Source organism: Stenotrophomonas sp. YJH_SMC_40 (assembly GCF_059368615.1).
Genome location: NZ_JCAFRX010000003.1, coordinates 307,864 through 321,112, shown reverse-complemented (window position 1 = coordinate 321,112; position 13,249 = coordinate 307,864). Strand labels below are relative to the sequence as shown.

The 13,249-nt window shown below is 67.1% G+C and carries 7 protein-coding genes; 2 read left to right on the top strand and 5 right to left on the bottom strand.

Annotation, left to right across the window (positions count from 1 at the left end):
* Window positions 1–133: 133 nt before the first annotated feature.
* The 4 genes from AC5P6X_RS07365 to AC5P6X_RS07350 form a co-directional block, all read right to left on the bottom strand.
* A complete protein-coding gene (locus AC5P6X_RS07365) occupies window positions 134–520 on the bottom strand; it encodes an SseB family protein (RefSeq protein WP_005412550.1) in 387 nt (128 codons plus the stop codon).
* 121 nt (window positions 521–641) lie between these two features.
* A complete protein-coding gene (locus AC5P6X_RS07360) occupies window positions 642–2,357 on the bottom strand; it encodes an alpha-amylase family glycosyl hydrolase (protein WP_049448645.1) in 1,716 nt (571 codons plus the stop codon).
* Window positions 2,357–3,844, bottom strand: coding sequence for an MFS transporter (locus tag AC5P6X_RS07355; protein ID WP_012479383.1), 1,488 nt, complete (start codon window positions 3,842–3,844; stop codon window positions 2,357–2,359). Before AC5P6X_RS07355 ends, AC5P6X_RS07360 begins: the two co-directional genes overlap by 1 nt.
* Window positions 3,841–6,033, bottom strand: a complete 2,193-nt coding sequence (locus tag AC5P6X_RS07350; RefSeq protein ID WP_108270293.1) for a glucosidase family protein — start codon at window positions 6,031–6,033, stop codon at window positions 3,841–3,843. The genes AC5P6X_RS07355 and AC5P6X_RS07350 overlap by 4 nt, the downstream gene beginning before the upstream one ends.
* A gap of 237 nt (window positions 6,034–6,270) precedes the next feature.
* On the opposite strand from AC5P6X_RS07350, the gene AC5P6X_RS07345 reads away from it, so the two are divergent.
* Both AC5P6X_RS07345 and AC5P6X_RS07340 read left to right on the top strand, forming a co-directional pair.
* On the top strand, window positions 6,271–8,322 hold the full coding sequence (locus tag AC5P6X_RS07345; RefSeq protein ID WP_108270302.1) for a glycoside hydrolase family 97 protein: 2,052 nt from the start codon (window positions 6,271–6,273) through the stop codon (window positions 8,320–8,322).
* A 251-nt stretch (window positions 8,323–8,573) separates the two neighbouring features.
* Entirely contained in the window at window positions 8,574–11,327 is a 2,754-nt protein-coding gene (locus AC5P6X_RS07340; RefSeq protein WP_108270303.1) for a TonB-dependent receptor, read from the top strand.
* 177 nt (window positions 11,328–11,504) lie between these two features.
* Here AC5P6X_RS07340 and AC5P6X_RS07335 read toward each other — a convergent pair whose 3' ends face one another.
* Window positions 11,505–13,118, bottom strand: coding sequence for an alpha-glucosidase family protein (locus AC5P6X_RS07335; RefSeq protein WP_108270294.1), 1,614 nt, complete (start codon window positions 13,116–13,118; stop codon window positions 11,505–11,507).
* Window positions 13,119–13,249 lie beyond the last annotated feature (131 nt).

Sequence of the window (13,249 nt, the reverse complement as noted above, 5' to 3'; positions counted from 1 at the left end):
GATGTCACCCAAGGGGATCATGGACGGCGCCCGAAGGGAAGCCTTCTGTAAAGTCGAGCCATGCTCGACACATCAGGCCATGCGCGAAAGGCAGTCGAGCATGGCTCGACGCTACAAATGGCCCGACGGCAACTCAGCCTTGGGCGAAGTCCTTCAGGATCTCGCCAACGCCGCTGGGCGAGATCTCAAAGCCCAGCGAAGTACCCGGGTTGATCACCACGCCGTAGCCACCCGGCACGCGGCGCAGCACGTCCAGCATCAGCCAGCGGATCTGGTGTTGCGCCTGCTGGCTGTAGACGCCCACCCGCGACGGCTCGGTGAACACCGCCACATGCAGGGTGCCCTGCTTGTCGAACAGCAGCGGGTCGAAGCCGCTGCCGTCCGGGGTGACCAGGCTGCCGGTCAGCAGCACTACCTCGGAAGCGACGAAGGCCTCCATGAAGGCGCGGATCGGCACCGCCCCGTCCATCGCCGCCTTCAGCAGGGTTTCGATCGGGGTCTGCGGGGCGAGGTCGGTCATGGCGATACGGCGGGGCGTGAGGGGTGCCTATTGTGCCGGATGCGGCCAAACCCGGTAGTGCCGGCCGCTGGCCGGCATCTGCAGGTACCCGGAATCCGGGGCTGCCGGCCAGCGGCCGGCACTACCGCCCCAGACGCTGGTCCCGCGCCTTCTGGTCGGCCATCGCCTTGTCCAGCTCGGCTTGCAGTGCCGGCTGCTGAACGGCGGCATCCAGCACGTAGACCTTCACGCCGTGCGCGGGCACGTCGGCCTTCAGCGGACCGTTCACCTGCAACGAACCGCCGTCCAGCGCATCACGCCAGCGGCCGGCCTGAACGAAGCGCGTCACGCTGAAGGTCTTCGTCTGGTCACCCTTGTTCAGCAGCACCAGCGCGGTCTGCGCCACCTCGCCATGCTGCAGCACGCGGAAGAACACTGCCTCATCACCCTGCAGGCGCTCATTCACCTGCAGGCCGCGCTGCAGCGCCGGGGTGACTTCGCGCAGTCGCGCGATACGCTGCAGCGGCGCGAAGATCGGGCTCTTCGGCGCCGCATCCACACGCGGCTGGCCGAAGTAGGCGCGGTTGCCGGCGTGCTCTGCGCGGCCACGCATGAAACCGGTCTCCGAGCCGTAATAGACCACCGGAATGCCACGCGCGGTGAACAGCCAGTTGTGCGCATCGATGAAACCGCTGTCGCTGGCCTGCAGGCGCGGCATGTCGTGGTTGTCGTAGAAGCTCATCAGCTCGTACGGATTGGCGTACGGTCCGTCGCTCAGGTGCAGCGGCTCGGCCAAGGTCTCGAAGCCCTTGCCGGCGGTGCCGAAGGTCTGCTCCAGTGCACCGCGCAGCGGGAAGTCGAGCACACTGACATTGGCGTTGGCCGGCCAAGTGTGCTCGGCAATGGTCGCCGCGTTGTAGTCGAAGGCTTCGCCAAACATGAACATGCCCGGATGCTCGGCGCGGATGCGCTTGACGAAGGCATGCCACCACGGGTGCGGCAGCCAGCCGATGGTGTCGATGCGCAACGCGTCCACGCCCTGCGCGGTCCACTGCAGGTAGGCGCCGACCAGGTAGTCCATCACCGCCGGATTGTCCTGGTTGAAGTCCGACAGCTCGGCCAGGTTGCCGTCGAAGATCGAACCGTCCTTGCTGTCGACCGGACCGATATTGTTGTAGAACGCGTGCAGCGGGTTGTGCTTTGGATCCAGTTTCTGCGGCGGCAGGTTCTGGTGGTCGGCAATCAGCGTTCCGTCCTTGTCGAAGATCTGCCCGAACTGCGGCTGCCGCGTCGGCATGGTCCAGGCCGGCGAACCGTGGTTGCCCACGATATCCAGCACCACCTTCAAGCCAGCGCCGTGCAGGCCCTTGGTCAGCCCGGCGAAGTCCAGGTCCCTGCTCGGCAGGTGCTCGTCGAGCTTGTAGAAATTGATGCCCCAGTAGCCGTGGTAACCGGTCTTGCCACGATCGGTCAGCGTGCTGGTACAGCTGATCGGCTTGCTGCCGGTAAAGGCCTCGTCCGGGTTGTCGACGATGGGCGTGATCCACACCGCACCGAAGCCCAGGTTGCGGATGTACTGCGCATTGTCGAGCACGCCACGGAAGTCGCCGCCGAGGTAGCCGATGTTGCCGTCCACCTTGTCCGGGCATGGCACCGGGATATCGAAGGTGCGGTGCGCGCCACCCTGGTCACGATGGTCGTTGGACGGGTCACCGTTGACAAAGCGGTCGGTGACCACGAAGTACACCGCATCGCTGGCGAACGGCTCGGTGGTGCCGACGTAGTCCGGGCGCGGCGCGGCCGCGGCCTGGCCGGCGAACAGGGCAAGGGAAACAGCAACAGCCAGGACACCACGCATCACACCACCTCCGGACGGGACGGAACCCGCAGCACGCACAAGCCGGCCAGGAACAGGCTGCAGCCGCCCAGCACCAGCACATGCATCGGCTGGCCACCCAGCCATGCGCGCAGGGCAAAGCCAAGCGCGCTGGCCGCCACCAGCTGCGGGATCACGATGAAGAAATTGAAGATGCCCATGTACACACCCATCTTCGACGCCGGCACGCTGTCGGACAGCAGTGCATACGGCAACGACAGGATCGAGGCCCAGGCAAAGCCCACACCTACCATCGACAGCAGCAGCCAGTGCGGGTCGCGGATGAACATCAGCGAGACCAGGCCGGCGCCGCCCAGCCACAGGTTGACCAGGTGGCTCCAGCGCAGGCCGATCGCACGCACCATCGGCGGAATCAGCACCGCCGCCAGCGCAGCGAAGCCGTTGTAGGCGCCAAACAGCACGCCCACCCAGTTGGCACCTTCGTTGTAGGCGGCCGACTGTGGATCGGTCGAACCGAAGTGGGTACCGGCCACCGCAGCGGTGGTGTAGATCCACATGGCGAACAGCGCGAACCACGAGAAGAACTGCACCCACGCCAGGCGGCGCATGGTGACCGGCATCGCGCGCAGGTCGCCGACGATGGCGGCCAGCATATGCGTGGCCGGCAGCGCGCGCGCCGCCGCCAGCAGCAGGCCGTAGCCGGCGCACAGGCCGGCCAGCACGTACAGCATCCTGTCGCCTTGCCGCCAGGTGATCAGCAGCGCCAGCAACACACCCAACCCAAGCCACAGGGTCACCCGCGTCCATGAAGCCGGGCCGTTGATCGCGGCCGCCGCGTGATGTTCCGGTGGCTCGGCATCATCGAACCCGGCCAGCTCCGCCGGTGAATATTCGCGGGTGCTGACCACCGTCCAGGTGATCGCCGCGAGCAGCACCACCGCGCCGAAGTAGAACGCATAGCGCACAGTGTCGGGCACTTCCCCGGCGGCCGCGGTGTTGGCAACGCCGAAGTGGGCCAGGATGAATGGCAGGAAGCTGGCGACGATGGCGCCCACGCCGATGAAGAAGCTCTGCATCGCGTAGCCGGCCGGACGCTGGCGTGGCGCCAGCTGGTCGCCGACAAAGGCACGGAACGGCTCCATCGATACGTTGATCGAGGCATCCAGCACCCACAGCGTGCCGGCCGCGATCCACAGCGTCGGCGAGTTCGGCATCACCAGCAGCGCCAGCGTGGTCAACACCGCACCGATCATGAAGTATGGACGACGGCGCCCCCAGCGGGTCCAGGTGCGGTCGGACAGGTAACCGATCACCGGCTGCACCAGCAGGCCGGTCAGCGGCGCGGCGATCCACAATCCAGGTACCGCGTCGATGTCCGCGCCCAGCGTCTCGAAGATGCGGCTGGCGTTGGCGTTCTGCAGGGCGAATCCGAACTGGATGCCGAGGAAGCCGAAGCACATGTTCCAGATCTGCCAGAACGACAGTTGTGGCTTGGCGGGACGATTCATCGTGCGTCCTCTTGCGCCGCCACCTGCGTCACCTTCAACGCCTGCACCTGCGCCTGGTTGAGCACGCCGTCGCGCCCGCCCTTTCCGCCGGTGTAGTGCGCGAAATGCTGCAGCGCGCTCATGTTGAAGCCTTCTTCAAGCGCGACCGTGCACGGCCCCTTGGGCACGGCGAACGTTGCCGAGGTCGAGTCCTGCACGGCCACGCTGTGCGGCATCGCAACCGTATGCCGCTGCAAAGGCTGGCCCGGGCACTGCAGCACCAGCTGCTTGACTGCAGCCGTGACGCCGGTGTTGATCGGCCCGTTCGGGTTGCGGTACTGCAGGCGCAGGCGCACCTGCCCGGCCTTGGCCGAGGTGAACTGCCAGCGTTCCTCGCCCTTCAGCACCTGCTGCGGACCGACGCAGAGCATCGGGCTGTGCAGCGATTCCAACGTGCCTTCGCGTCGGGTCAGGCTGAGGCAATGCTGCAGGCCATCGTCGTTGACGCGCGCCACGCCGTTGCTGTCGGTCACCGCCTTGCCGTCCTTCCACAGCACCTGATCGGCTGCCACCGCAACGTTCCAGCCCGCGCCCTTGCGCAGGGCCTGCGGCGCAACCGGCGCGGCCGGCGCACGCACGTTGGCATCCGCAGTCGTGGCAGCGAAACCGGTTGCTGCCGGGGCGGCGACCAGCTGCACCGTCGTGGTGCTGCCACGCGTGGTGGTTCTGCCGGCCACCAGCAGGCCATCGCCCACGATCTGCGGGCGCTCCAGCACATAGCGCTTGCCGTTGGCTTCCAACGTGATACGGGGATGTGTGCCGAACAGTTCCGGCACCAGCGCGACCGGCAGCTTGGGCTGCACGCGGCCATCGTCCTGCACGCCGAACACGCCTTCGGTGACCATGGCCAGATAGCCGGCCACCGACCACAGCTGGCGCTCGGAGTTGACCACCGGGCCGCTCAGCGCACCTTCCTCGACATGCACCGCCTGGCTGACCAGTTCGTAGTTCTCCATGTTGGAACCGGCCAGCGCGGCGCCCTGCATCAGCGAGCGGATTTCGGCGGCGATGCGCGGCGCATCATCCAGCTGCCGCGCCGCACGCAGCGAGTAGGCGCTGACAAACGGCCAGATCGCACGGTTGTGGTAGATCGGCTGCTGCGCTTCCTGCGGCCAGACCACGGGGCTGCCGGCTGGCCCCATCGGGTAAGCAGCCAGTGCACGGCGTGCGCGCTCGGGCGGCAGCACCCCGGCGAGGATGCCCAGCGACAGGCCCAGCAGATCGACCTTGGCGTACGGCACCGGGTGCGCGGCTTCGCCGATGTAGCTCATGTACTGGCCGATATCCTCGCGCCAGAAGCGCGCATCGATCTGCTGCGCCAACGCATCGGCCCACGCCTTGTAGTCGGCCGCGCGGGCGTCGCCGTGCTGGCCGGCCAGGCGTTCGGCCAGGCGCAATGCCTGGTAGTGCAGCACGTTGGTGGACAGTGCGTAGGAATCACCGATGAAGCGCACGTCCTCGCGGGTCCAGTCCGGATAGGTCTGCTCGCGCCAGTCCAGGAACGAGGTCTCGCCACGGTACAGGCCCACCTGCGCGTCGAACACCATCGCGCGGTCCTGCGCCAGCGTGCCCTTCAGCGCCTGCCAGACCTGGTCGGCAAACGCGCGATCCTCCAGCAGATGACGTGCCGCCAGGAACCACACCACGCGATCGCTGCTGATCGGCCAGCTGCCACCGGAACCGGTGTCCTGCGCCACGAACAGGCCGGGCGTGTGCCCGTCGCGCGCCGCCGACAGCTTGAACTGCAGCGACTGCCGGGTGCGCTCCGGGTCCAGCCGCGCCAGCGCCAGATCGGCGGCGAAGCTGACATCGCGGGTCCACACATAGGGCCAGCGCGCGCCGGTCTGGAAGCACTCGCACGGCACCGGTCGGCCTTCGTCGAACGCGGGATCGCGAATCGCGCCCACGCGGTCCTGGTCCATCTCCTGCTGGGCCAGCGCGAACAACGCGTCGAACATCACGCTGCCGGTCTGGCTGCGCATCGGTGCGGCTGCGATCTGCACTGCGCCCTTCGGCGCATGCAGCACGAAGCTGCCGTTGGCAGCGGCTTCGGCGCGCGCATGGCGGCCGTCGAATTGCAGGTCGGCCGCCTGCGCGGTCGATCCCAGCGCTGCCCCCAGGGCAGCGGTCAGGCAAATGATCTTCAGCATCGAAGCGGCGGACCGGCTTGCGCCCGTCGGCCTCCCTCCCTCTCTGCACGCGTTGTAGGTCCGCACCGTCGTTGCCGACGGGCGGGCGCGGCCCCTCCCTCAAGGTGCCTTGGCCCCATGGTAGACGCGGGGCTGTCGGCTGCGTCCAGCTGCATACGTATTCATGGCGCCACGCGGTAGCGCGCCTGCTGCGCTGGCTTATGGTCCGGGTCTGCCAACGGCGCCTTGGGAGGGGAACTGCCGATGCCACACACGGTTGTACGCGCGCTGTTCGCGCACATGTTCGGCCTGGCCCTGTTGGGCGTGGCCACGCTGGCGCAGGCCGCGCCACAGGTCGCCAGCGTCGAATCACCCGGCAAGGTGCTCAAGGTCAGCCTCGTGCTGGACGGCGGCACCGCCCGCTACCGCGTCGAGCGTTTCGGCGAACCCGTGGTGGAGGATTCGAAGCTCGGCTTCGCCCTGCGCGACGGCCGCCTGGACCGCGATTTCGCCCTGCTTGGCCAGCAGCGGCGCAGCGTCGACGACAGCTGGGAGCAGCCGTGGGGCGAGCGCCGGCTCACCCGCAACCACTTCAACGAGCTGACCGTGCAGCTGGCCGAAACCACCGGCAGCAAGCGTCGGCTGGATGTGGTGTTCCGCGCCTACGACGATGGCCTGGGCTTCCGCTATGTGTTCCCTGAACAGCCGAACCTGCACGAGGCGATCATCGATGACGAACTGACCGAGTTCGCCATCGCGCCTGAATCCACCGCCTGGTGGATCCCCGCCGGCGAGCCGATCCACTACGAATATCTGTACCAGCGCACGCCGCTGCGCGAGGTGCCGCTGGTGCATACGCCGATGACCGTGCGCAGCCGCGATGGCCTGCATGTGGCCATTCACGAGGCCGCTCTGGTGGACTACGCCGGCATGTGGCTGCGGCGCACCGAGGGGCAACGCCTGCGCGCGCAGCTGTCACCCTCGGCCGAGGGCTGGAAGGTGCGTCGTGCCCTGCCCTTCGCCACGCCCTGGCGCACGCTGCAGATCGCAGACCACGCCGGTGGCCTGGTCGAATCGGACCTGATCCTCAACCTCAACGAGCCCAATGCGCTGGGCGACGTGAGCTGGGTGAAGCCGGCCAAGTACGTGGGCGTGTGGTGGTCGATGCACCTGGACAACGAGAGCTGGGCCACGGGGCCGAAGCACGCGGCCACCACCGCCAAGACGAAGAAGGTGATCGATTTTGCCGCCGCGCATGGCTTCCGCGGCGTGCTGGTGGAGGGCTGGAACCCGGGCTGGGACGGCATGTGGGTGGGCAACGGCTACGACTTCGATTTCACCCGGGCCACGCCCGATTTCGACATTGAAGCGCTGTCGGCATATGGCCTGAAAAAGGGTGTGCACCTGATCGGCCACCATGAAACCGGCTGCGCCATCGAGCACTACGAGGATCAGCTGGGCGCCGCGCTAGACCTGTACGCACGGCTGGGCGTGGACCAGTTCAAGACCGGCTACGTCTGCGACGATGGCCAGGTCGACCGCCGCAATCCCACGGGGGGCCCGCTGTGGCGCGAGTGGCACGACGGGCAGTTCATGGCACGCCACCATCTGAAGGTGGTGCAGGAAGCAGCACGCCGCCATCTGTCGGTGAACCCACATGAGCCGATCAAGGACACCGGCCTGCGCCGCACCTACCCCAACTGGATCTCGCGCGAAGGCGCGCGCGGCATGGAGTACAACGCCTGGGGCCAGCCGCCGAACCCGCCCGAGCACGAGGTCAACCTGGTGTTCACCCGCATGCTGGCCGGGCCGATGGATTACACCCCCGGCATCCTCAGCCTGAAGGGCCGCCACGGCCAGGCCATCCCCAGCACGCTGGCCCGCCAGCTGGCGCTGTACGTGGTGCTGTACAGCCCGATCCAGATGGCCGCCGACCTGCCCGAGCACTACCTGCAGCACCGCGAGGCATTCCGCTTCATCGAGGACGTGGCGGTGGACTGGGAGCAGAGCCGCGTGCTCGATGGCGAAGTGGGCGACTACGTGACGATCGTGCGCCGCGACCGCAACAGCCGTGACTGGTTCCTCGGCAGCATCACCGACGAACACGGCCGCGTGCTGCCGGTGCCGCTGGGCTTCCTGGAGCCAGGCGTGCGCTATCGCGCCGAGATCTACCGTGATGGTGAAGGCGCCGATTTCCGCAGCAACCCGTTCGCGTTCGCACGCGAAACCCGCGAGGTGACCAGTGCCGATGCACTGACGCTGGTGCTGGCACCGGGCGGTGGGCAGGCCATTCGCTTCACGCCGCTGTGAATGCCCCGGTAGTGCCGGCCGCTGGCCGGCCAGCCGGTGAACGTGATTGCCGGCCGCTGGCCGGCACCACCGCAAGCAGGATCTGAAAGCGATTACACCCCTGCAAACGCCATTGAATACGTATGCAGGGTGATTCCCGCGAAGAATGCGCTGCCTACCATAGCGGCGACGACAGCGGCCACCGCGTCGCGCGTTCACGGCACCGCCGGGACGTTCACGAATCGATCTGCAACATTGCCTGGGAGGGGAAAATGTTGAACCACAAGCGCAGTGCGCTGAGTCTCGCGCTGGCCGTTGTGCTGGCGCCGACGCTGGCGTCGGCACAGTCCACGCAGAGCACCACCACGCCGGCCACCACCGCCACCAACCTGGATACGGTGCAGGTCACCGGCATCCGCCGCGGCATCGAGAACGCGATCGCGGTCAAGCAGGACGCCACCTCGGTGGTCGAGGCGATTTCCGCCGAAGACATCGGCAAGCTGCCCGACGTCAGCATCGCCGAATCCATCTCGCGCCTGCCCGGCCTGGCCGCCCAGCGCGTGGCCGGCCGTGCGCAAGTGATCAGCGTGCGCGGCCTGTCGCCGGACTTCGCCACCACCCTGCTCAATGGCCGTGAAGTGGTCAGCACCGGCGACAACCGCGGTGTCGAGTTCGACCAGTACCCGTCCGAGCTGGTCAACGGCGTGACCGTCTACAAGACCCCGGACGCGGCGCTGGTCGGCCAGGGCCTGTCGGGCACCATCGACATGCAGACTGCGCGCCCGCTCAGCTTTGGCGAGCGCGTGATCGCGGTCAGCGGCCGCTACCAGAAGAGTTCGCTGGGCCGCGCCGCCAACATCGATCCGTACGGCAACCGCTTCAGCGCCAGCTACATCGACCAGTTCCTGGACAAGACCCTGGGCATTGCCATCGGCTACGCGCACAGCGACATGCCGATCCAGGAGAACCAGGTCGGCCTGTACGAACCGTGGACCACCGAACACACCGACAAGGGCGAGCGCCCGGGCGTGGGCGCCGGCACCTACTTCTCCGATGGCATCAAGGCGCTGCGCCGCACCGGCAACAACAAGCGCGACGGCGTGATGGCCACGATCCAGTTCCGTCCGAACAACAGCTGGACCAGCACCTTCGATGCGTTCCACACCGAAGCCGAGCAGATCGACACCGCCAACCAGTTCGAGCTGAACCTCAGCAACTACAACGGCAACTACACCCCGGGCCTGCTGGTCAGCAACCCGCAGATCAACGCCAACGGCTCGTTCACCGGCGGCACCGCCAGCGGCGTGTATCCGCTGGTGCGCGGCATGTACAACAAGCGCAAGGACAAGATCGATGCGTTCGGCTGGAACAACGAGTTCAACTTCGGCGGCGTCAAGCTGGTCGCCGACCTGAACTACTCCAAGGCCACGCGCGCTGAGCTGAACCTGGAAAACAACCTGCAGCTGACCCCGATGCCGCAGCTGGACACGGTCGGCGTGTCGATCCGTCAGAACGGCTTCTCGCAGATCAACCCGGGCCTGAACTACTCCAATCCCGACGCGCTGTTCCTGACCAACACCATCTACGGTTCCGGCTACGGCAAGGTGCCGCAGGTGGAAGACCGCCTGAAGGGCGGCAAGCTGGCCGCCACGATTGCGCTGCCCGAGGCCATTGCCTCGTGGGCGCCAGACCTCGACATCGGCGTGAACTATGCCGACCGCCGCAAGGTGAAGACCCAGTCCGAAGGCAACATCCTGCTCGGTGCACAGGGCGATGCCAACATCGCCTCGGACCTGCAGTACCGCCCGGTCGACCTGAGCTTCGCCGGCCTCGGCACCATCCCGGCCTGGAACGTGCCGGCCGCGGTCGGTCGCTACATGACCTTCAACCCGGTCGACAACCTGGACTACCTGATTCCCAAGTCGTGGACGGTGCAGGAAAAGATCACCACCGCGTGGGCGCGCCTGAACATCAACACCGACATCGGCGTGGTAGGCGTGCGCGGCAACATCGGCGTGCAGATGCAGCACACCGACCAGAGCTCGGATTCGCGCTACTGGGACAGCTCGCAGCCGGCTGGCAGCAACATCCAGCCCTACTCCGCAGGCCGCAAGTACAACGACTGGCTGCCGAGCTTGAACCTGGCCTTCATGTTCCCGCACCAGCAGACGCTGCGCTTTGCCGCCGCCAAGCAGGTTGCGCGGCCGCGCGTGGACCAGATGCGTGCCGGCCTGGAGTTCGGCGTGGATACCGGCACCGGTCGTCCCGGCGGCAGTGGCGGCAATCCGTTGCTGGACCCATGGCGTGCCACCGCGCTGGACCTGTCCTATGAGAAGTACTTCGGCGAGAAGGCTTACGTGGCCGCCGCGATCTTCTACAAGGACCTGAAGAGCTACGTCTACACCCAGTCGGTGGACAACTACGACTTCACCGCGCTGCTGGGCAGCTACGTACCGCCGCCGGGCATGACCGCACCGGTGCTGACCACCGGCACCTTCTCCGCGCCGCAGAACGGCAAGGGCGGCACGCTGAAGGGCCTGGAGCTGACCGCATCGTTCCCGCTGGACATGCTGACCGACAGCCTGCGTGGCTTCGGCGTGCAGGCCAGCGCGACCTTCAACAAGAGCGACATCACCATCCTGGATCCGGAAAGCGCGTCCAGCGTGGGCAGTGACCCGATCAGCCTGCCGGGTCTGTCCAAGCGCGTGTACAACTTCACCGCCTATTACGAGCGCAGCGGCTTTGAGGCACGCGTGAGCCAGCGCCGACGTTCGGACTTCATCGGTGAGATCGGCAATTTCAACGGCAATCGCAGCCTGCGCTACGTGGTGGGCGAAAACGTGACCGATGCGCAGGTCAGCTACACCTTCAGCGACAGCAGCGCCCTGCGGGGGCTGACCCTGCTGCTGCAGGGCAGCAACCTGACCAACGAGCCGTACCGCACCTACGCCGGCAGCAAGGACCGCCCACTGGAGTACATCGAGTGGGGCCGCACCTACATGCTGGGCGTGAACTACAAGTTCTGACCACGACCGGGTAGTGCCGGCCGCTGGCCGGCAACACAAGGGGAGCAGGACCGGAAACCCGCTGCGCAGGCAGCGGGTTTTCTTTTGCGTGGATGCCCTTCACCGCAATCCCACCCACAAAAAAGGGACGGGGCGCTTCGGCCCCGTCCCCGCAAGTACCGCCACCGGAGAAAACGGTCAGCTGCGTCGGGCGCAATACACCGCGCGCGGCGGCAGCTGGAGTTCATTGCCCTGCACCGTGCCCGCATCCGGGCCCGGCACCGCCACCTGCTGCCAGTTGCCCGGCGGCAGCGGATGGCTCACCGCTTCGGCCGACAGGTTGAAGGCCAGCAGGAGGGTTTCATCTGCAAGCATACGCTCGAACAGCAGCACTGGCTCGGCGCTTTCGATGAACCGGATGCTGCCATGCAGGAGCGCCGGCTGGCTATGCCGCCAGGCCAGGAAGGCGCGGAACGCCGCCAGGACCGAGTGCGGGTCGCGCTCCTGCACGGCCACCGCCGCCGCCCGGTGCTCGGCCGGGATCGGCAGCCAGGGCGTGCCGGAGGTAAAGCCAGCCAGCGGAGCGTCGGTCCACGGCAGCGGGGTGCGGCAACCGTCGCGGCCCTTGAAATTCGGCCAGAAGGTGATGCCATACGGGTCCTGCAGCGCCTCGAACGGCACCTCGGCCTCGGCCAGGCCCAGCTCCTCGCCCTGGTACAGGCACACCGAGCCGCGCAGCGAGCACAGCATCGCCACCAGCATCCGCGCCAGGCGCGGATCTGCCGGATAGCCGCCCCAGCGGCTGACCGCGCGTTCCACATCGTGATTCGAAACCGCCCAGCACGGCCAGCCTTCGGTCATCGCCGCTTCCAGCCGGGAGACTGTGTCGCGGATGTAGGCCGCGCTGTAGTCGTCCACCAGCAGCTCGAAGCTGTAGCCCATGTGCAGGCGGCCGTCCTGGGTGTACTCGGCGGTGGTGGCCAGCGAGTCTTCCGACGAGATCTCGCCCAGGCTCACCGCGCCCGGATACTCATCCAGCAGCGCGCGCAGCTGCTCCAGGAATGGCAGGTTCTCCGGTTGGGTGTTGTTGTAGAAGTGGTACTGGTAGGCGTACGGGTTGTCCGGACTGAAGCCGCGGCCCACGCGCTTGTCCGCCGGCTTGGGCGGGTTATCGCGCAGCTGCGCGTCGTGGAAGCAGAAGTTGATCGCATCCAGGCGGAAGCCGTCCACGCCGCGGTCCAGCCAGAACCGCACATTGTCCAGGGTGGCCTGCTGCACGTCCGGGTTGTGGAAGTTCAGGTCCGGCTGGTCGACCAGGAAGTTGTGCAGGTAGTACTGCTCACGGCGCGGTTCCCACTGCCAGGCGCCGCCGCCGAACAGCGACAGCCAGTTGTTGGGCGGGGTGCCGTCCTCGCGCGGGTCGGCCCAGACGTACCAGTCGGCCTTCGGATTGCTGCGGTCCTGGCGGCTCTCGCGGAACCAGGCGTGCTCGATCGAGGTATGGCTCAACACCTGGTCGATCATCACCTTCAGGCCCAGGTCGTGCGCCTTGGCCAGCAGGCGGTCGAAGTCGTCCAGGCTGCCGAACAGCGGGTCGACGTCGCGATAGTCGGCGATGTCGTAGCCGAAGTCGGCCATCGGCGACTTGAAGAACGGCGAGATCCAGATCGCGTCCACGCCCAGCGCGGCAATATGGTCCAGGCGCTGGATGATGCCCGGCAGGTCGCCCACGCCATCGCCGCTGGCATCGAGGTAGCTGCGCGGGTAGATCTGGTAGATGACGGCTCCGCGCCACCATGGATAGTGCGACATCGACAGCCCCCCTCCGGGCATGCGGGACCCGCCAGTAGCGGGCCGAAATCCTGTTCCGGCAAGCTTAGCGGCGGCCTCGCGGGCATGGCGCAACCTGCATACGTATTCACGCAGGCGGCAGCGTTTGCGGG

Bases quoted from the DNA above. Each gene is read 5' to 3' on its own strand.
- AC5P6X_RS07350 (WP_108270293.1), bottom strand. From the start codon at position 6,033: ATGCTGAAGATCATTTGCCTGACCGCTGCCCTGGGGGCAGCGCTGGGA.
- AC5P6X_RS07340 (WP_108270303.1), top strand. From the start codon at position 8,574: ATGTTGAACCACAAGCGCAGTGCGCTGAGTCTCGCGCTGGCCGTTGTG.
- AC5P6X_RS07365 (WP_005412550.1), bottom strand. From the start codon at position 520: ATGACCGACCTCGCCCCGCAGACCCCGATCGAAACCCTGCTGAAGGCG.
- AC5P6X_RS07355 (WP_012479383.1), bottom strand. From the start codon at position 3,844: ATGAATCGTCCCGCCAAGCCACAACTGTCGTTCTGGCAGATCTGGAAC.
- AC5P6X_RS07360 (WP_049448645.1), bottom strand. From the start codon at position 2,357: ATGCGTGGTGTCCTGGCTGTTGCTGTTTCCCTTGCCCTGTTCGCCGGC.
- AC5P6X_RS07335 (WP_108270294.1), bottom strand. From the start codon at position 13,118: ATGTCGCACTATCCATGGTGGCGCGGAGCCGTCATCTACCAGATCTAC.